Origin of the sequence: Pseudomonas massiliensis (genome assembly GCF_000826105.1) — a bacterium.
In the GTDB taxonomy this organism is placed as follows: domain Bacteria; phylum Pseudomonadota; class Gammaproteobacteria; order Pseudomonadales; family Pseudomonadaceae; genus Aquipseudomonas; species Aquipseudomonas massiliensis.
On the sequence record NZ_CCYK01000007.1, the window covers coordinates 2,200,087 to 2,218,765 of the forward strand.

Below are 18,679 nucleotides of genomic sequence, written 5' to 3' on the forward strand. Positions count from 1 at the left end.
GTTATCATCGGCCTATTACATCGAGAAACTGCTGCCAGCCCGCTGCCAGGCGAACCCCTGGGGCACGGAAGGCATGCAGTGGAATGGGATTGAAGCCATCGCCGGCGAGCAAGCCAAGCTGTACCTTTTCGCCCGCCGTCATGGCCGCCAGCTGCTTGCCCATCCAGGTAGACATAGCGACGCCTCCGCCGTTGTACCCGATGGCGTAGTAGCTGCGCTCATCGAGCTGACCGGCGTGAGGCAAGTAGTCCAGGGTCATCGCCACCAGGCCTGACCAGCTATAGGCGATCGGTACATCCTCCAGCACCGGGAACACCACCGCCATGCTGCGTCGCAGGTCGTCGAAGGCGCTCTGAGAATCGTGTTTGCCGAAAGCGCCCCGCCCACCGAAGATCAGGCGATTCCCTACTACCCGGAACCAGCGCAACATGCGCTTGGTATCGCCGCACACCTGCCCGCCCGGCATCAGCCTGTCGAGCACCTGCGGTGGGAGCGGCTCGGTGGCGATGATCGCGCTGCGAAACGGAATCAGCCGCTGATGCAGGGTCTGGGTCAGCCGCGTCTGGTCGGAATAGCCATTGGTGGCGTAGATCACGTGGCGGGCGCTCACGGCGCCTGTGGGTGTATGCACCACTATGCGGCCGTTCTGGTGACTTACCCTTTGTGCCGGGCTTTCGGTGAACAGCTTGACGCCGCGGCCCACCAGATGACGGGCGATGCCACGGGCGTAATTCAGGGGGTGTATGCCGCCGGCACCGGAGGTGAGCAGCCCTCCGGAAAAGATCGCCGTGCCGGTCATTTCTCGTACTTGTCCGGCCGATACCATCACGGAGGAGGCGCCGCCGGTTTCTCGCTTGATCCAGTTGGCGGTCGCTTCGAGCCCTGCCAAGGCATGAACATTGTGCGCTGCGGCGATATGGCCGCCCATGTGAAGGTTTGCATCGGTAATGCGCAGGGTCTGCACCATCTCGACCAGGCTGTTCACGGCAGCGTGGCCGGCATGGTACAGGTGCAAGGCGGTATCACGGCCGAAGCGCGACATCAGGGTGGGAAAACCTACCCGGAACTTGGGCGACACCACACCACCATTGCGTCCACTAGCGCCCCAGGCCAAGGTGTTGGCTTCCACGATCACGGGTTCGCGACCGCTCTGGGCGATGTGATACGCGGCTGAAAGGCCCGTGTAGCCGGCGCCTATGATAACCACGTCACACTGCCGCTCGCCGTAGAGCGATTGCAGCGCAGGCGCGGGCTGGGCGGTGGCCGCCCACAAGCTCTGAACAGTCATGGCAGCGTCTCGGCTAAGCAAGAAGGCATACGCCCGGTAATGCCAGGCGCGCAGGTCTCAGCCCAACTCTTTCTCTACGGCGTCGGCCAGTTGGGCCAGCGACGTGAAATGGTAGTGCGGCTCGGTGCGTTCAGACTCCAGCGTACCGCCAGTGCCCTTCTTGTCGAAACGACGCTCGATCCAGCATGTCTGGTAGCCCAGGCGCATGGCCACGCCAATGTCGTGGTATTGGCTCTGAGCAACGTGGAGGATGTCTTCGAACAGAATGCCTTGTGTGGCCAGCACCCCTCGGGTGTAGGCAAAAAACTGCGGGTCGGGCTTTTCGAAGCGCACATCGTCCACCGTCACCCGTACGTCGAATGGCTGGGCAAGTGTTTCGGCCATGTGGTTCAAGGCCCAGAGCTGCGAATTGGTGGTAGCAACCAGCTTGAAGTGCTTGCGCAGGCGTTTGAGCGCTTCCACCGAGTCGGGAAATGCCGGAAAGTTTCTTACCGCCTGGGCCAGGCCCTTGGCGTGGTCATCGTTGTCCGGCAGGCCCAGCTTGGCGGCCATGACGTGGTAGCAGCGCTCCAGGTCATCGGGCCACCAGCCGGATTCGGTAGAGGCCCGCGCCTCGCGGTAAGCCGCGAGGATGTCGTCGTCACTGCAGGCCTTGCCCGCGTCGCCTGCGACCTCACGCACATGAGCGAGAATTCCGGCTTCGAAATCGATCAGGGTACCGACCACATCGAAGGTCAAGGCTTTGAACTGCTTGAAGGACATAGGGCGCTCCGCAAGAAAGTCGTGAGGTATGACTGTTGGGTCGCCCCATTATCGGCCCATGCCCGCGCCATATATTTTGTTTTGGTCTGGCCCGAAGGCATAACCTACTGTTTTTCCAACGAGGGCGTTCCGCCCGTGCTAGAGGGCACCTGCAAGCAGGCTGGAAAGCTTCAACTGGGGATATAGCGCATCGATCTGGAGCATGTCGGCACGCATTTCTTCGATGATCCACTGGCGCACGTTTTCCACGATCGGGCGTACTGGGCGATGGCCTGGCACTACCAGGCAACAAAGCCGCGAATGTACCTGCGGTATGCCCGGTGCGGGCACCAGCTCGCCTTTGCACAAGGCGTGGGACACTACGTTCAACCAGCCCAACGCCACGCCCTGGCCCAGCAGTGCCGCCTGCACTACCACCGCATAATCGGAAAACTCCAACGCGTTATCCGCGCGCCCCGGCGCGCGGAAAGCAGCCGCCCAGGCGCGGTCCTGATGATCGAGACCGATGACGGTCGGGATAACGCCCCGGCGCTTGGCCTGCACGACCTCGGCAAGGTAGTGAGGGTTGCATACCGGCAAGGTAAACTCCGGCAACACCAAGGTATCCGCGGCTTTCAGGCTACCGGCTTCGAGGTAGCGCATGCCCAGGTCCACATCCACCAGCGGGCCGCCAATGCGCCCGGCCATCAGCTGGTAACGCATGTCCACGGCTGGGAAACGTTCGGTGAAACGGCTCATCCGCGGCATCAGCCAGTGGGTGGTGAAGGCCGTGGAAACCGACAGCGTTACCGTCTCGATACCGGTGGCCCGGGCTTCGATTTCGCTGATGGCCGATTCAATGGTACTGAAGCCTTCCTGTACCCGACGGTACAGCAGGCTCCCGCTTTCGGTGAGCCTTGCGCCACCATGCACCCGCTCGAACAACCGCACGCCCAGGTGTTCTTCCAAACGCGAAAGCATACGGCTGACGGCCGGTTGACTGACACATAGTTCATCGGCCGCACGAGTGAAACTGCCGCACCGGGCGGCGGCCTCGAAGACAAACAGGGAACCCGAACTGGGCACTTTACGACGTAGGGTAGACATTACCTGAGTTTATGACCTGACAAACTATTAGTAAATTGCCACGGGCCAAAAACGCCACCTATTCTGCCGGGCACCGTGTCAGGTCGGCACTCCACTGTCGTCCCGGGCACTTAGTCATCTTCGTCCTGGGAGCGCCCGCCTGCTATGCATGATCCCCTGAAATTCTATATCGACGGCCGCTGGGTCGCGCCCCGGGGTGCGGACCGCCTTTCCGTGATCAACCCTGCCACCGAGCGACCGCTGACCGAAATCGCCATGGGTAACCTGGCCGATGTGAATGCCGCAGTAGCAGCCGCCCGCGACGCCTTTCCTGCATTTGCCAGCACCTCGCCTGCACAGCGCAAGCGATTGCTTCAGCGGGTGCTCGAAGCATTCATGGGGCGTTACGATGAAATTGCCCATGCAGTCATGCTGGAAGTGGGCGCGCCAGCGTCCTTGGCCCATGAGTGGCAAGCCGGCATCGGCAAGCGCCACCTCGAGCAACTGCTGCTGACCCTCGAAACCTTCCCCTTCGAGCGCATGCGCGGAACTACGCGGATTGTTCAGGAGCCCATCGGGGTGGCGGCGCTCATCACCCCATGGAACTGGCCGATCAACCAGATCATCTGCAAGGTCGGTCCAGCCCTGGCGGCCGGGTGCACCATGGTGCTCAAGCCTAGCGAAGTCTCACCCCTGAATGCTTTGCTCTTTGCAGAAGTGATGCACGAAGCGCAGGTGCCGCCTGGCGTGTTCAACCTGATCAATGGCGATGGCCCTACGGTAGGCGCGGCACTGGCCGCCCACTCGTTGGTCGACATGGTGTCGTTCACTGGGTCTACCCGGGCTGGGGTCGAGATCGCTCGACTGGCGGCGCCCACGGTCAAACGAGTCCATCAGGAACTGGGTGGCAAATCGGCCAACATCCTCTTGGATGATGTCGACCTGGTCGCCGCAGTCACCGCCGGGGTGAACAGCTGTTTCAACAATAGTGGGCAGTCGTGCAACGCGCCCACGCGTATGTTGGTACCAGCGGCGCTACATGACCAGGCGGCGGAGATCGCCAGCGGCGTCGCACGCTCGCATGTCCTCGGCAATCCCGAACATCCCGCCACTACCCTTGGCCCGGTTATCAGCGCACGCCAGTACCAAGCCATCCAGGGAATGATTGCCCAGGGGATAGCCGAAGGCGCGCGCCTGGTGTGTGGAGGATTGGGGCGCCCCGCCGACTTGCTTGAAGGCTACTACGTGCAGCCCACGGTATTCGCTAATGTAGCGGCCGACATGACGATCGCGCGGGAGGAGGTATTTGGGCCAGTGCTGGTCATTCAACCCTACGACGATGACGCACAAGCTGTGCGCATGGCCAATGACAGCGTGTTCGGGCTTGCGGCCTATGTGCAATCGGCCAGCCTCGAGCGAGCCCGGCAGATAGCGTTGAAAATGCGCGCCGGCAGCGTGTATATCAACGATCCTGCCTGGGACCCGGCAGCGCCGTTCGGCGGTTACAAGCAGTCGGGCAATGGTCGGGAATACGCCGAGTGGGGGCTGGAGGCATTTCTCGAAACCAAAGGCATCGTGGGCTGGGGCTGTTGAGCCCCTTCGCTCGACTCAATGCTGCGGCTCGGCATGCACAGTGCCCATGCTTGCGGCCAGCGCCTGCGCCTTGATCATGTCAGCCAGCCGCTCGGCGATCATGATAGTAGGTACGTTGGTATTGGCGCAGGGGATCGACGGCATCAGCGACGCATCGCACACCCGCAAGGCCTGAACCCCAATAACCCTGCCATCACCGGTGGTCACTGCCATGGGATCGCTGCTGCGCCCCATCCGGCAGGTACCGGACGGATGCCAGGTACCGCCAACATTGCGTTTCACGAAATGGCTCAGGGCAATGTCGTCGGCCAGCAAGCGCTGCATGGTTACGCCCTGGGTCACCAACCGGTGTATCAGCCAACCCCGCAGGGGGCCCGCTATGTCGAGCAATAGGCTCAGAGCGCCGCGCTGCAGAGCATTGAATCGACCCGGCATGGCTACCTTGGCTACCCGTGGCGAATAGCTGGACGGGAATACCACGCTGCATGCCTTGCTCATGCCACTGGCATTAAGGGTTTGCGCGCCAAGACGCAGCGCTTGCTGCAGGCGAGCCTCATCCCGCGGATCGCTGAGCATGTTGAAGCACACCTCTGGCTCCGCATGAGGATCGCGGTCAGTCAACCGCACATGGCCCCGGGAATAGGATTTGTTTACCCAGAAAAACAGCGTGCCCATCCGGTAGCCGATTGAATGCCAACCTGAACGGGAAAGGATGGCCCCGTGCATGTCGCAGGGCACCGTATCGGCCAGCCCGGACGAAAATCGCATGATGGCTTGCTCGTGGTGCTCGGCAGGGAATGGCGTACGGCCGCTTCGAGTGAGCAGCGCCGACACCGCGATGGATGGATGCTCCATAAGATTCGCGCCCACACCTGGCAGGTCGGCGACGGGGTATATGTCCAGGGAACGAAGGTGCTCGGCAGGGCCGATGCCGCTGCGCATGAGCACTGCCGGTGTATGAATCGCGCCAGCACAGACGATCACCTGCCGTGCCATCAGCGACTCATTATAGCCTTGCTGCGTGATGAACTTGGCTCCAACGGCGCAGCCCTCCCTGACAATCACCTTGTCTACAAGGCAACAGGTACGCACGGTAAGGTTGGCGCGGCGTCGCACCTCCTCGGTGAGGTAGCAGACCGAGGTCGGAATGCGTTCGCCCTGCTCGCTCACACCAATGGCCCCAACGTAGACGCCCTCTTCCCATAGGCCATTCTGGTCAGGCTTATGCTCGAACCCTTGCTGGCCCAGCACCCGCATCACGCTCTTCACGAAGGGTGAAAGGCGGTGCGCAGGTGTGCGACGGATCCGTACAGGGCCGTCCTGTCCGTGCAGTGTTTCCGATGCCGGCCCATCAAAGTCGGTGTCGTTCTCTAATTTGCGAAAGTACGGCAGGCACGCTTGCCAGTTCCAACCTTGGGCGCCGAGGGCCTCCCATTCATCATAATCGGCTGGGGCGCCTCGGTTGGTCATCAGCGCATTGATCGCAGAGCCACCGCCGAGTATCCGCGCCTGCTCGTAGCGGCGTGTCTGGTCGCCTTGACGCATGGTTGCCGTCAGACGCTTCCAGATGTTGCGTACATCCAGGTACGCCCGGCCTGGATAGCGGCTGCGGATAGCGGCCGGCATATGATTTGCCGAAATGTCCCGCCCCGCTTCAATCAGGCACACCTGTTTTTCAGGATCTTCACTAAGCCGCGCGGCCAGCACGCAGCCGGCCGAACCGCCGCCGAGGATCAAATAATCGATCATGGCAATCCTCCTCCTTACTGCACGAACTTGAGCCAACGGTCCTTGGCGGCGATGCCGGCGGCAGAGGCCCACCACTCTTCCGACATAAGTGCCTGACGAGCCGCATTATCTGGCGAGCTTGGCAACTGGCTGGCCCGCTCGGACGTGATCTTTCCGGTACCGAACGCGGCCGGGTTGCCTGGGCCGTAGTCGATATACAGGGGCAGATTGGCCTGGAATTGGGGCGACAGCGCCTCGTTCACGAACCTGACGGCGGCGTCATAATTGGGAGCGTTCTTCAGGATGCACAGCTGGGTGTTCTGTAATAGCCCATCGTTGTAGGTGAAACCTACCTCTGGGTTGGTTTTCTGCACAGCACTGGCGCGGCCATTCCAGATCATCAGCATGTCGACTTCGCCGTCGGCCAGCAATTGTGCCGACTGCCCGCCAGAGCTCCACCACACGGCAATGTCGGGCTTAATCTGTTCAAGGCGCCTGTAGGCACGATCGACGTCTAGCGGATAGAGTTTGTCCCTCGGGACCCCGTCGGAGAGAAGCGCGGCCTCGAGCGTGCTCATGGGGTCATTGCGCAGCGCCCGCGTACCTGGGAAGTTCTTGACGTCCCAGAACTCGGCCCAGGTGTGAGGCACCTTCTTGAGGGTTTTGGTGTTGTAGCCGATCACCGAAGAATAGAACTCGTATGCGACCGACCAGGGGGTGCGGTACTGGGCGGGCATATTCTGCACGTTAGGCATTCTGGACAGGTCCAGCGGCTCGATCAGGCCCTCGTTCCCCCCGCGCACGCAGTTGGATGGCGGCGTATCGATCACATCCCACACCGGTTTTTTAGCTTCGCCCTGGGCCTTGACCATGGGCCAGGCATCCGGCGCACTGTCCTGCTTGATGGTGATGTTCAGCACTTTCGCGGCGGGGTCCAGAATGGCGCTCGTCTGCGCCTCCTGGTAGCTGCCCCCTTGGGACACAAACGTGATTTGATCGGCCAGTGCGGGCACGCTTCCCACTACCGAAAACGCCAACAGGGACAGGGCCGGACCGAACACTTGAGCAACGGACAAGGTTTTCATGGCAAATCATCCTGGAGGGAGGTCAATTCGGCAGTGTCGGAGTAGCGGTGCTCATTCTGGCGGCCGCTCGGGGGCTAACCTGATGTTGTTATTCGGGGGTGTGGCCGCATCAACGTTACAAGAGCGAGACGGCCATGGACAATGCACCAATAGTCAGGCGAGCCATGCTTTCAAATCATGCCTGTTGGGATAGGCCCGTCAAATATGACCATTGTGGTCTTACTCGATCGCCGCGAACGGCAAGCGCTTGGCGAGTTCCTGGCCAAGGTACCGTGCAAACTCGGAAATACGCCGCGGTATGTGGCGGCGGTGTTGATATATCGCAAACACATCAGCCGGGGGCGTTTGGTAATCGACCAGCACCGCATGCAGACGGCCGCTATCCAGGTGTTCCTGCACATTCCAGCGGGAGCGCATGATCAAGCCGTGTCCATCTAGTGCCAGACGCAGTGCCACTTCACCGTCATTGCTCGACAGAGTGCCATTCACCTTGTGGGCGTAGTCCTGCCCGCCCCGGTGGAAGCGCCAGATACCATAGTCACTGCCAAACTGGCGAAGCACGATGCAGTTGTGGCGCGCCAGATCCGCCACGCTCCTCAAGGGAGGCATAGCTTCAAGGTATTCCGGAGCCGCACATAAAATCCGTGGGTTGTGAAGCAGGCGAACAGCAATCAACCGGGAATCCGGGGGTTCTCCCATGCAAATGCTCAGGTCGAACTCATCGCCGAGGAGGCTCACGGGCTGGGTCGTGAGTTCCAGAGACAGCGCCAGCTCCGGGTGAAGGCGCGCGAAACTGGAAACCACCGGCGCCAAGTGTCGGCGACCGAACCCCAGGGTGGCATTGATGCGCAGCCGCCCCTGCAACTTCAACTGCTGGCTGGTCAGGGCATTTTCCAATTCTTCGAGTTGGCGCAAGATCGGCCGGCCGCCCTCCAGGTACAACGAGCCTTCGGGGGTGAGCGAAAGCCTGCGGGTGGTGCGCTGTAATAACTGTACGCCCAGCCGTGCCTCAAGCTGGCTCAGGCGCTTGCTGACGGCCGGTAGCGACAGCCCCAGCTGGCGCGCAACCTCAGTGAGACTGCCCCGACTGGCTACCTGTTGGAAGAAACTCAGGTCATCGATTGCGCTCATTGATTCTTTCCATAAATCCAAGAATGGCTTTCTTGAATAGCTGATTGTTAATCACTGGTCATTCAATACACTGAGCTGCGTGCCCTATCAATCCCAGGAGTCGAACCATGAGCAAGGCCCAGTACAAGATTGCGGTGATCCCCGGCGACGGGATTGGCAAAGAGGTGATGCCAGAGGGCGTGCGTGTTCTCGATGCGGTTGCCGCGCGGCACGACATCGAGCTGCGCTGGGACTGGTTCGACTTCGCCAGCGCCGACTATTACCTGGCCCACGGCAAGATGATGCCCGACAACTGGTTCGACCTGCTCAAGGGCTATGATGCGATCTACTTCGGCGCCGTAGGCTGGCCCGACGTCGTGCCGGACCATATTTCCCTTTGGGATTCGCTCTTGCAGTTCCGCCGCGAGTTCGATCAATACGTCAATCTGCGCCCTTGCCGACTGATGCCAGGCGTGAAAGCCCCCCTGGCCAATCGCAAGCCGGGAGACATCGACTTCTGGGTGGTACGGGAGAATACCGAGGGCGAATACTCCAGCGTCGGCGGCAAGATGTTCCCCGGCACCGAGCGCGAGATCGTGTTGCAGGAAACGGTGATGACCCGAGTGGGCGTGGATCGCATTCTGAAGTTCGCCTATGAACTGGCGCAGAAACGCCCCAAGAAGCACCTGACTTCGGCGACCAAATCCAACGGCATCGCGATCACCATGCCGTACTGGGATGAGCGGGTCGCGGCCATGGGCGAACACTACCCTGACGTAAAGGTGGACAAGTACCACATCGACATTCTGACTGCGAACTTCGTATTGCACCCCGACTGGTTCGACGTGGTAGTGGCAAGCAACCTGTTCGGCGATATCCTGTCCGACCTGGGCCCGGCCTGCACTGGCACCATCGGCATCGCGCCGTCCGCCAACATCAACCCGGAGCGCCGATTCCCCAGCCTGTTCGAGCCGGTGCATGGTTCGGCGCCGGACATCGCTGGCAAGGGCATCGCCAACCCCATTGGGCAAATCTGGTGCGGCGCGATGATGCTCGAGCACCTGGGCCACCCCGAAGCCGGTGCCGACGTCGTCGCTGCCATCGAAGCGGTATTGGCCATGGGCCCCGAGAACGCCCCGCTCACCGCAGACATAGGCGGCACCGGGAATACCGAGGCGTTGGGCAAGGCCATCGCGGCTGCGGTCTGAACCCGGCAATAGCATAGAGTCTCCCGTATACCATCCGCGATACGGGAGATTGTGGCGTGCGGATCTGGCATCGTGAGTGCTCAAACCTGCCCCGCCGAGACTGCCATGGCCCTTGTGTTCAAAGTCGACGATGCCCGCGCCGCCGCCTGGAAAACCTTGTTCGAAACCCACGCACCTGAGCTGGATGTCCGCTTCTGGCCAGAGATCGACGACCCGCAGGAGGTGCGCTATTTTGCCGCCTGGCAACCGCCTCAGGGACTGCACGAAAAATTCCCCAACCTCGAGGTGATTTTCGCGACGTCCGCGGGAGTGGATCAGTTTGATCTGAGCCTGTTGCCTCCGGCCATTGAAGTGGTGCGCATGCTGGACCCAGGCATCGCCCAAGGCATCGTGGAATACGCCTGCTTCGCCGTTCTCGCTCTTCATCGGCAGATCCCGATGTACCAGCGCCAACAGACGCTCAAGCATTGGCAACCCCATGCCCTGGTACCTGCCGCTCAACGACGGGTAGGCGTAATGGGGCTGGGCAACCTGGGGCGGGCGGTGCTGGAGAGCTTACGGCCCTTCGGCTTCAGGCTCAGCGGGTGGTCCCGGTCCCAGAAATCCCTGCCTGGGGTGGAATGCTACGCCGGCGATGCCCACCTACACGCATTCCTGAGGCAATGCGACATCCTGGTATGCCTGCTGCCGTTGACCGACGACACACGTGGCATTCTCAACGCGAACTCCCTGGCCGCTCTGCCAGTAGGTGCCAGCCTCGTCAATCTCGGCCGTGGAGCGCATCTCCAAGAGAACGATCTGCTTGAAGCCCTTGATGGCGGGCACCTAAGCCATGCCATTTTGGATGTCCTCGGGGATGAACCTCCGCCGGGGAATCATCCATTCTGGACGCACCCACTCATTTGGCTGACGCCGCATATTGGCGCGATGACGGCGCCTCAAAGCGCATTCAACAGCCTGCTGGAGAACATCAGGCGCCATCAACGCGGCGAGTGTTTGCAAGGCTGTATCGATCGGCAACGGGGCTATTAAGCCCCTGCGATACAGCCACGTCTTTGACGGCCACGAAATGCTATGCAGGGTCACCGCTGGGCTCACAACCTAATGTGGCTCATCCTGCCAAATGGAAGCTATCGGCGCGATGTGCGCTCCGGAGCGAATTGCCGACAAATACCGAGGTGACTATGTAGTGATGCAACTAATCCGCGTGAGTGTCCATGTAGCGGTCTACGATCGTGTCCCAAGGAGTGGTGTAACCTATCATGGTTCTAGCCACTGAGTTGGCCGGCTACATACTACGTCGCCGGTACCTTAAGGTATCGCCTCGGTTGGCAGTTGCGCTATCCATATACCCTTCATAGCCAAGATTCTTATGGATTGCAGCCCGCATGTGTGAAGCCGTTCGGGCTGCATATGATATTACTGATTACTCCGCACGAAGCTGCATGGAGTAACAGGGGCCGCGTTCTTGCGTTAGCCTACTGATTTAAGTGAAATCGGCCCGCGCAGACGGTCAAGCATGGTCGAACAATACCAGTCATCGAACTGGCAGACCCCGTTTTCCGCAATCTCCGAAAAAGGGCCTGGTTCGTAGGATGGTGAATTAACCCCCATCTGGGTGCCCTCGACCAGCTTGCGGTCTTGATCATTGGTAGCCAGCCATACCTTGGTGAGGCGATCCAGATCGTAGTCGACCCCTTCCACGGCTGTACTGGGCACCAGCCACTTGGTAGTGACCAGCGTTTCATTGGGCCCCAGCGGGAGCACCCTGAAACTGAGCGCATGGTCACCTAGAAAGTGATTCCATGTTGAAGGGTAGTTGAAATACAGAAGCGCGCCTATATCGGCTTCGCCGCTCTTGTCCAAGCGGCCGTTTACCGCCGGTTTACCATCCATTGTGTAGCTGACCGCACCGGCGGAGAGCGGAATGCGAGTCATCCGGAACCGCCCATTGATGTCCATGACCAGGCGGCTGGGCATGCCTGCGAGCTCGCAACGTGCCCAATGCGCGGACAATTCTGGATCGTCGTCGCCGCCTACGCCAGCTACCGACAGATTTTCAACGAAGGAATTCATTAACTCGGGATGGGTACCGTCGCAATGGAAACATTCACGGTTATTTTCAAATACGAGCTTCCAGTTGCCGCGCTCGACCAAATTGGACTCGAAAGCGACCTTGCAATCTTCCAGGAAGTGCGGAGCAACGAAAGGAGTTACCGCCGTACGGAACGCTTCGAAATCAGGTGCCTTGGCGGCAACGCAGACATAAATGTACGACTGTACGATCTCACAGTGTACCGGTTTGAGATTGTATTGCGTTTTGTCGAAATCCTGACCCATATTGCCGGCGAACAGAAGCGTGCCATCTAGCTCGAAGGTCCACTTATGATAGGGGCAAACCATCTTGGCCACCTTGCCCTGGGCTTCTTCGCAAACTTTGGCGCCGCGATGGCGACACGCATTATGGAACGCGCGTACCTGCCCGTCCTTGCCGCGAACGACAGCAACGGGATAATCCCCGATCTGCAGGGTAAAATACTGCCCAGCCTTGGGAATTTCAAACGTATGGCCGGCGAACACCCAATCCCGATGCCATATCTGCTCCAGGTCCTGACGATACACCTCCGGCGCGCTGTATAACTCTCGTGGCAACGCATGGCGCGGTTTGCGCTTGGCAATCAGGTCTATCACGGCTTGGGTAGAATTCATTGTTTCCTCCAGACATTCGAGTACGTGGGCAGTGGCGAATAGAAGAAGACTCGAATCGTTGTTGTTATAAAGATACCTGGATGACCTGTGGCTGACAGGCCGGAGGCGAAACAGCCGAATTGCAGGCTATACCCCTTTCTTGAGAAACCACAAACGACATTTTGCACAGACAAAGGATGCGCTGAGGTTATCCACGGACAGTCCGATGGCGGCTCAGCTTGGGCTTGCGACTTTAGCGGCATCCGTCTTCAACCCCCTGGCCGGTTTGAACACCGCACCGAGCGTTGAGATCGCGTCCTTGGCTTCGCCAAGCCCCACTACAGCGCGCTTGACGGCTTCAACGTGGTCGACGCCCAAGGTCGTGGTTGCGAAGAGATCGAACTTGCGGCTGATTTCCTCCGGACTCATAGGATTGTTCGGGTCGCCCTTGGCCGCTGTAACCGGTGATACAAGCACTTCCCCGGTCTTGAGCGTTACCACCAGACGAGAAAGGATTTCCTCTGGGAATCGCGCGGAGATGTCCGCGGCCTCCACAACTTCGATGCGAGCGCTCATGGCTAGGATGTCTGGCGCTTCGATGGATGCACCGGTGACCTCAGCTGGTCCGACCTGTCCTCTGACAACCAGCGCAGCCAAGGGAAACGCCAAGGCATACTGGGCTTCATCGGCGTTCATTGGCCGGTGCCCTTGCAGGCACATGGACTCATAGAAGGTTTCCACCCGTATGGAGTGGATGCTCTGGGCGGTCAGATCGGTCCTGGCTTGGCGCAGCGCGAGCATTGCCGTAAGCGCAGGCTGAGCCCAACGACACACAGGCCAGGGCTTGAAGTATTGGCTGTCGATTTCCCAGCGCTTGCCCAGGTCATGCCAATACGGTGCCACGTCCTGGCCTTCAATGGTTTCGGCAGGAGCACCGGTAAGACCCTCACGGGCCATCAAAAGCGCGTTCAGGCCCACGAACGCACCGGCGCCATGAGCATCGCGAAGCATGGTCGGTGCCTGAACCACGCGCATCATCGGACAACGGGGACTAAAGTACTCGGCTATGCCCAGGGCATGACGAAACCGCGCTTCATCGAAGCCCAGCATGCGGGCGCCCGCGCAGACGACGCCGATAGCCGAAAACCCTCCTGACGCATGGTAAGTGGGCGAAGTGGCCATCAAGGCCACGCCCGCCCTCAACGCGGTCTCATAGCCCAGGCAAAGCACGCTCAGGAGTTCATGACCGCTGATAGGCTTGCCTTGACGCTGAAGAGCATCAGCCAGGGCCAACACCGCGGGGACGACCGTGGCGCCCGCGTGCCCCTTGGACGTGAAGTGGCCTTCGTGAGCATCGAGGCTGTCGGCCATGAATCCGCCAGCCCACCCGGCGCCGAGTACGCCTACGCGACGGCCATCGAAAGGCAGGCGGCTCATGAAGCCACCAGCCGGATAGTTGACCTGAGCGTATCGATAGATTCGTTGGCTCGTATCGTTACCTACCGCCCCCGCCATGACACCTAGCAGGTCCAGCAGGCTTTTTCTGAGAATTCCCTGGGTATGAACGGGGGCCTGGGAGAAATCAAACTCACGACAATACTCAAAAAGCGACATCCACTCCCTCCTTGTATGGCTAACCGGAGCGGGCTGCTCCACTTCCTACAATGACGCCCCCGCCGATACCAAACGAGCGACTTTTTTGCCGTAGAGACGATAACCGGTGGTTAACCAGAGGGATGGCGAGAAAACTTGCTGAGTATCCATTCTCGGAATCGGCGAACGGCATCTTCGTTTTCACTGTTCTCGCGGCAAGCAACGTAATGCCAGCTGTTTCGCAACACCACTTGCTCTTTGATGGGGCGAACCAATGCGCCTAGCTCGACCTGGCGCGCAACCAAATGATTCCAACCCAAGGCGATACCTTGGTGGGTCAGCGCCAGGCTTATGAGCAGGTTGTAATCATTGGCATGGAATATCTGCGGGCTGGCGCGGGAGCGATCATCCAGATCGACCGCCTGGAATGCCAGCCACACGCCCCAATCCACATGTTCGGCAACCTGCGAGCGGCCGTAGGGACTCAAGTCGAGCAGAGCGCTGTCGTATACGCCCTTCAGATGAGTGATTCCAGGGTTTTGCTGGAGGTACTGGGGCGAACAGACCGGATAGATGATGTCGTAGCACAGCGGATAACTCCGGTACCCCTCCCTTATGGCAAGAATCTTGGTAATGAAAATGTCGGGTTCGGCGCCAGGCTCCATGGTGAGAAAATTCTGGCTGGTGATGATGTTCAAACCGATGTCCTGGTTCTGGGCGAAGAACTCGGGGAAGTGGTTTGACAGCCATAGAGCCGAAAAGGCGGGGGAGCAGCAGATTGTCAATACGCGTTTTTCAGCGCGGCTGTGGCGGATGCGTTCCGCGGCCTGCGCAATGTTCACGAAGGATAACTGCGCCGCATCGAAGAAGAGCGTGCCCGTGCTGGTCAATTCCACGGTACGCCCTACACGGTTGAACAGTTTGGTTCCGAGAAAACCTTCCAGGTCACGGATTTGGCGGCTGATTGCCGCCTGCGAAACGCACAGTGCCTCCGCGGCCCGGGTGAAGCTCTGGTATTTCGCCGCAGCTACGAACGCCTTGACCGCCCTTAACGAGGGCATGGTCAGCAGTACGGTGTCCGGATCAACGTGTTTGGACATCTAGGAGCCTCGTCGAATGCCTCTGGGCTAAATTGCGCCGGGAGCCTAGCGCAAAGCCGCTTGGCACGGCCACTGTTACGGTCGCTGCCAGGACACTCGCGCCGCTTTGAGACGCTCTCCTGAACACAGCGGGTCCGGCCATAGTTTTTCATAACGACAGGTTATCCATTCGTGCCTGTAAATGTTGCTGGAAGCGCTTGGTGGATGCGCATAGATTGAAAAAACGCCTCATTTCCTAGGCTGAAAAATAACAAAAGGAAAGAATTGTGACTTACGCGAATCATTGCTACTGCCCAAGAAAAACCTATCCGTTTGGACCTTGTTCGCTCAGGCTCACAGGTGTTCCCGGTACCCAGGAGGCTAGCCATGACCCGCACTGACGACATCATTTCAGTCAAAAATGTTTATAAGGTATTCGGTGCCCAGCCGGGCCTAGCTATGCAGATGCTCAAGGCGGGCGCGTCGAAGGGAGAAGTATTCGAAAAAACCGGCCAGGTGATCGGTGTGTTCGACGCGGACTTCGCGGTCAGGCGTGGCGAGATCTTCGTGATCATGGGCCTCTCCGGTTCCGGAAAGTCCACCATGGTGCGACTGTTCAATCGCTTGATCGAGCCTACTTCCGGTTCGATCTTCCTTAACGGAAACGAGATCACCGGCCTGGCTGACAAGGACCTGCTTCAGGTTCGGCGCAAGGACATGGGAATGGTATTTCAATCATTCGCTTTGATGCCGCACATGAACGTCCTGGACAACGTCGGTTTTGGTCTTCAAATCAGCGGGGTCAACGAGCGCGAGCGCAACGGCCGCTCGGTGGAGGCCCTGCGACAGGTCGGGCTGGCTGGGCAGGAGCATTGCTTTCCTCATCAGCTTTCAGGCGGAATGCAGCAGCGGGTAGGCCTGGCACGTGCCCTGGCCAACGACCCGGCAATTCTATTGATGGACGAGGCATTTTCCGCCCTCGACCCGCTGATCCGTAGCGAAATGCAAGGCGAACTGATCAAGCTGCAGGCCGAGCAGAACCGTACCATCATCTTCATTTCCCATGATATCGACGAAGCGGTGCGGATCGGCCATCGGATCGCGATCATGGAGGGCGGGCGCGTGGTGCAGATTGGTACTCCCCACGAACTATTGTCGCGCCCTGCCAACAACTACGTACGGACCTTTTTCAATGGGTTCGATAGTAGCCGGATCCTACGGGCGGGCGACATTGCCCGACCCGATGTAGCCGCCCCTTATATAGCCGGCACCCAGCCGGTGCTCCTGGCGGACACTCCGCTCAAGGAGATCCTTCCCATCGTTGCCACGGCAACCTGCCCCATCCCTGTAATCGACAACGCGGGCTTGTACAAGGGCAGCATCTCACAAGGCCAGCTACTGAGCTGCCTGAGTAGAGCTTAACGCCAACGCTGTTTTCGAACGCGCACCAGGAACCGAGGCAAGGCTATGTCTGATTTCAATTTTCTCGACCCTTTTAAAACGTTTACCCTGCCCCTGGGGAACTGGGTGGAAGCGGCTCTGCGCTACCTGGTACACAACTTCCGTGACCTGTTCCGCTCGATCCGATGGCCCGTCGACCAAGTGCTGGACGCCATCCAAGGTGGCCTGCTGTCTGTGCCGCCCACCGTTTTCATCATCTTGGCGGGGCTGATCAGTTGGCAGATAGGTGGGCGCAAAATCGCTGCCTTTACCATATGCACGCTCACGGGCCTTGGGCTTATCGGTGTGTGGAATGAGTCCATGGTGACTCTGGCGCTGGTTTTGACTTCGCTGCTGTTCTGCGCACTGGTCGGGATTCCATTGGGCATCCTGTGCGCTCGCAGCGATCGCTTGGAGATGTTCATCCGCCCTGTGCTGGACGCCATGCAGACCCTGCCCGCCTTCGTCTATCTGGTGCCGGTGGTAATGCTGTTCGGTATCGGGAACGTGCCGGGGGTTATCGTCACCATCATCTTCTCGGTGGCGCCGCTGGTACGGCTCACCAACCTTGGCATCCGCCAGGTTCCACAAGACAAGGTCGAGGCGGCCCGTGCGTTCGGTTGTACCGCGACCCAGATGCTGCTGAAGGTGCAGCTTCCCCTGGCAGCGCCGACCATCATGGCTGGGCTGAATCAGACTCTCATGCTCGCGCTGTCGATGGTGGTGGTAGCCTCGATGATTTCGGTAGGCGGTCTCGGTTTGATGGTGCTCAGTGGAATCGGGCGCTTGGACATGGCCCTGGCCAGCGTCGGGGGCGCGGGGCTGGTGCTCCTTGCGATCTTCCTGGATCGTTTCACCCAGGCACTGGGCGAACGAAGCAGCCACATGGCCACAGGGCTGCGCTGGTACGAAACAGGGCCGATCGGCCTGGCATTCAAGCTCAAAAAGAAGAAGAAAACCCTGGCGCAGCCAGTGACTCATTGAACCTGCCCGCCCTCTGACCCCGGTGAACCATGAAAACGACCATGCGCAAACACCCTCTGCTCAAATGCCTGGCTGCGACCCTCCTTGCAGGCTCGCTGGCTGGAACGGCCCATGCGGCCAACTCCAACGAGCCTGGCAAGGGCGAAAGCATCACGCCTATTTTCCCGACCATTGCCGAAGAGCGCTTCCGTGGCGAAATTGCCATGGCCGGTTTGAAAGAGCTGGGCTATGACGTCAAGGAACCTAAGGAAACCGACTATCCAGCGCTTTTCCTGGCCTTGTCGTACGGTGATGCTGACTTTACCGTTCACATGTGGAACCAACTACACCAGGGCTTTTACGAAAAGGCCGGCGGTGATGACACTATGGTCAAAGCCGGGGATGTCATGACCGGTGTGCTGCAAGGATTCATGATCGACAAGAAGACCGCCGATGCTTACCACATCCAGAGCGTCTCGGACTTCAAGAAACCAGAGATTGCCAAACTCTTCGACAGCAATGGGGATGGAAAGGCAGACCTGACTGGGTGCAACCCGGGCTGGGGATGCGAATTGCTGGTAGAGCATCAGTTGGAGGCGTACGGCCTCAAGGATACGGTAACAGACAACCGCGGGTCCTATTTCGCGCTCATGGCCGACACCATCGCCCGATATCAGCAGAGTAAGCCGATCTTCTATTACACCTGGGTTCCCCAATGGATTGCGGGAGTGCTGGTAGAAGGCAAGGACGTGGTGTGGCTCCCGGTGCCTTTCACTTCACTTCCAGACGGCAAGCAAAGTAAAGATACCTTCTACGAAGGCAAGAATCTTGGCGCCCCGGTGGATACCGTCAAGGCCGTGTTGAACAAGGACTTTGCTGAGAAGAACCCTGCGGCGGCCAAATTCCTCTCTGAGTACACCATCAGTACGGCCGACGAAAGCGCCCAGAACTTGCGGATGCAGAAGGGGGAGAAATCTCTGGCGGATATCAAGCGCCATGCGGCTGAGTGGATCAAGGCACATCAAAGCGTCTACGACGGTTGGCTGCGTGATGCGAGGGCAGCAGCCAAACCTTGAT

General features: G+C 59.5%; 15 protein-coding genes. 6 read left to right on the forward strand and 9 right to left on the reverse strand.

The features are described from left to right. Nucleotides 1-4 precede the first annotated feature (4 nt). From BN1188_RS20725 to BN1188_RS20735, 3 genes are all read right to left on the reverse strand, one after another. Entirely contained in the window at nt 5-1,288 is a 1,284-nt protein-coding gene (locus tag BN1188_RS20725) for an NAD(P)/FAD-dependent oxidoreductase (protein ID WP_040263609.1), read from the reverse strand. Between the two features lie 57 nt (nt 1,289-1,345). Continuing rightward, nucleotides 1,346-2,050 carry an HAD-IA family hydrolase gene (locus BN1188_RS20730; RefSeq protein ID WP_040263612.1) on the reverse strand — a complete coding sequence of 235 codons (705 nt, stop codon included), beginning with the start codon at nt 2,048-2,050 and terminating at the stop codon, nt 1,346-1,348. Nucleotides 2,051-2,188: 138 nt separating this feature from the next. Beyond that, nucleotides 2,189-3,136, reverse strand: a complete 948-nt coding sequence (locus tag BN1188_RS20735) for a LysR family transcriptional regulator (protein WP_040263613.1) — start codon at nt 3,134-3,136, stop codon at nt 2,189-2,191. A 144-nt stretch (nt 3,137-3,280) separates the two neighbouring features. On the opposite strand from BN1188_RS20735, the gene BN1188_RS20740 reads away from it, so the two are divergent. Then, the gene (locus BN1188_RS20740; RefSeq protein ID WP_040263614.1) at nt 3,281-4,708 is read left to right on the forward strand and encodes an aldehyde dehydrogenase family protein; all 1,428 of its coding nucleotides are present in this window, start codon (nt 3,281-3,283) and stop codon (nt 4,706-4,708) included. 15 nt (nt 4,709-4,723) lie between these two features. On the opposite strand, the gene BN1188_RS20745 is transcribed toward BN1188_RS20740, so the two are convergent. The 3 genes from BN1188_RS20745 to BN1188_RS20755 form a co-directional block, all read right to left on the reverse strand. Then, nucleotides 4,724-6,457 carry a GMC family oxidoreductase gene (locus BN1188_RS20745; protein WP_040263615.1) on the reverse strand — a complete coding sequence of 578 codons (1,734 nt, stop codon included), beginning with the start codon at nt 6,455-6,457 and terminating at the stop codon, nt 4,724-4,726. 14 nt (nt 6,458-6,471) lie between these two features. Then, the gene (locus tag BN1188_RS20750) at nt 6,472-7,521 is read right to left on the reverse strand and encodes an ABC transporter substrate-binding protein (RefSeq protein WP_052469423.1); all 1,050 of its coding nucleotides are present in this window, start codon (nt 7,519-7,521) and stop codon (nt 6,472-6,474) included. Nucleotides 7,522-7,740: 219 nt separating this feature from the next. Next, nucleotides 7,741-8,652, reverse strand: a complete 912-nt coding sequence (locus tag BN1188_RS20755) for a LysR family transcriptional regulator (protein WP_040263616.1) — start codon at nt 8,650-8,652, stop codon at nt 7,741-7,743. A 107-nt stretch (nt 8,653-8,759) separates the two neighbouring features. Here BN1188_RS20755 and BN1188_RS20760 point away from each other — a divergent pair, with 107 nt between their 5' ends. Continuing rightward, the gene (locus BN1188_RS20760) at nt 8,760-9,839 is read left to right on the forward strand and encodes a tartrate dehydrogenase (RefSeq protein ID WP_040263618.1); all 1,080 of its coding nucleotides are present in this window, start codon (nt 8,760-8,762) and stop codon (nt 9,837-9,839) included. 105 nt (nt 9,840-9,944) lie between these two features. Then, a complete protein-coding gene (locus BN1188_RS20765; protein WP_040263620.1) occupies nt 9,945-10,871 on the forward strand; it encodes a 2-hydroxyacid dehydrogenase in 927 nt (308 codons plus the stop codon). Between the two features lie 441 nt (nt 10,872-11,312). On the opposite strand, the gene BN1188_RS20770 is transcribed toward BN1188_RS20765, so the two are convergent. From BN1188_RS20770 to BN1188_RS20780, 3 genes are all read right to left on the reverse strand, one after another. Beyond that, nucleotides 11,313-12,548: an aromatic ring-hydroxylating oxygenase subunit alpha gene (locus BN1188_RS20770; RefSeq protein ID WP_040263622.1), complete on the reverse strand. Its 1,236-nt coding sequence runs from the start codon at nt 12,546-12,548 to the stop codon at nt 11,313-11,315. A 213-nt stretch (nt 12,549-12,761) separates the two neighbouring features. Continuing rightward, entirely contained in the window at nt 12,762-14,141 is a 1,380-nt protein-coding gene (locus BN1188_RS20775) for an MmgE/PrpD family protein (protein ID WP_052469424.1), read from the reverse strand. 110 nt (nt 14,142-14,251) lie between these two features. Continuing rightward, nucleotides 14,252-15,220: a LysR family transcriptional regulator gene (locus BN1188_RS20780; protein ID WP_040263623.1), complete on the reverse strand. Its 969-nt coding sequence runs from the start codon at nt 15,218-15,220 to the stop codon at nt 14,252-14,254. A gap of 366 nt (nt 15,221-15,586) precedes the next feature. Here BN1188_RS20780 and BN1188_RS20785 point away from each other — a divergent pair, with 366 nt between their 5' ends. The 3 genes from BN1188_RS20785 to proX are packed head-to-tail and all read left to right on the forward strand — an operon-like array spanning nt 15,587 to nt 18,678. Then, nucleotides 15,587-16,621, forward strand: coding sequence for a quaternary amine ABC transporter ATP-binding protein (locus tag BN1188_RS20785; RefSeq protein WP_040263625.1), 1,035 nt, complete (start codon nt 15,587-15,589; stop codon nt 16,619-16,621). Nucleotides 16,622-16,666: 45 nt separating this feature from the next. Beyond that, entirely contained in the window at nt 16,667-17,623 is a 957-nt protein-coding gene (locus BN1188_RS20790) for an ABC transporter permease subunit (RefSeq protein WP_040263627.1), read from the forward strand. Nucleotides 17,624-17,664: 41 nt separating this feature from the next. Continuing rightward, nucleotides 17,665-18,678: a glycine betaine/L-proline ABC transporter substrate-binding protein ProX gene (proX, locus tag BN1188_RS20795; protein ID WP_088776233.1), complete on the forward strand. Its 1,014-nt coding sequence runs from the start codon at nt 17,665-17,667 to the stop codon at nt 18,676-18,678. Nucleotide 18,679 lies beyond the last annotated feature (1 nt).

What these genes read in the sequence shown, in the direction of transcription:
- BN1188_RS20750 (WP_052469423.1), bottom strand. Translation starts at nt 7,521, where the DNA reads ATGAAAACCTTGTCCGTTGCTCAAGTGTTCGGTCCGGCCCTGTCCCTG.
- BN1188_RS20775 (WP_052469424.1), bottom strand. Translation starts at nt 14,141, where the DNA reads ATGTCGCTTTTTGAGTATTGTCGTGAGTTTGATTTCTCCCAGGCCCCC.
- BN1188_RS20740 (WP_040263614.1), top strand. Translation starts at nt 3,281, where the DNA reads ATGCATGATCCCCTGAAATTCTATATCGACGGCCGCTGGGTCGCGCCC.
- BN1188_RS20745 (WP_040263615.1), bottom strand. Translation starts at nt 6,457, where the DNA reads ATGATCGATTATTTGATCCTCGGCGGCGGTTCGGCCGGCTGCGTGCTG.
- proX (WP_088776233.1), top strand. Translation starts at nt 17,665, where the DNA reads ATGCGCAAACACCCTCTGCTCAAATGCCTGGCTGCGACCCTCCTTGCA.
- BN1188_RS20735 (WP_040263613.1), bottom strand. Translation starts at nt 3,136, where the DNA reads ATGTCTACCCTACGTCGTAAAGTGCCCAGTTCGGGTTCCCTGTTTGTC.
- BN1188_RS20725 (WP_040263609.1), bottom strand. Translation starts at nt 1,288, where the DNA reads ATGACTGTTCAGAGCTTGTGGGCGGCCACCGCCCAGCCCGCGCCTGCG.
- BN1188_RS20755 (WP_040263616.1), bottom strand. Translation starts at nt 8,652, where the DNA reads ATGAGCGCAATCGATGACCTGAGTTTCTTCCAACAGGTAGCCAGTCGG.
- BN1188_RS20760 (WP_040263618.1), top strand. Translation starts at nt 8,760, where the DNA reads ATGAGCAAGGCCCAGTACAAGATTGCGGTGATCCCCGGCGACGGGATT.
- BN1188_RS20770 (WP_040263622.1), bottom strand. Translation starts at nt 12,548, where the DNA reads ATGAATTCTACCCAAGCCGTGATAGACCTGATTGCCAAGCGCAAACCG.
- BN1188_RS20785 (WP_040263625.1), top strand. Translation starts at nt 15,587, where the DNA reads ATGACCCGCACTGACGACATCATTTCAGTCAAAAATGTTTATAAGGTA.
- BN1188_RS20790 (WP_040263627.1), top strand. Translation starts at nt 16,667, where the DNA reads ATGTCTGATTTCAATTTTCTCGACCCTTTTAAAACGTTTACCCTGCCC.
- BN1188_RS20730 (WP_040263612.1), bottom strand. Translation starts at nt 2,050, where the DNA reads ATGTCCTTCAAGCAGTTCAAAGCCTTGACCTTCGATGTGGTCGGTACC.
- BN1188_RS20765 (WP_040263620.1), top strand. Translation starts at nt 9,945, where the DNA reads ATGGCCCTTGTGTTCAAAGTCGACGATGCCCGCGCCGCCGCCTGGAAA.
- BN1188_RS20780 (WP_040263623.1), bottom strand. Translation starts at nt 15,220, where the DNA reads ATGTCCAAACACGTTGATCCGGACACCGTACTGCTGACCATGCCCTCG.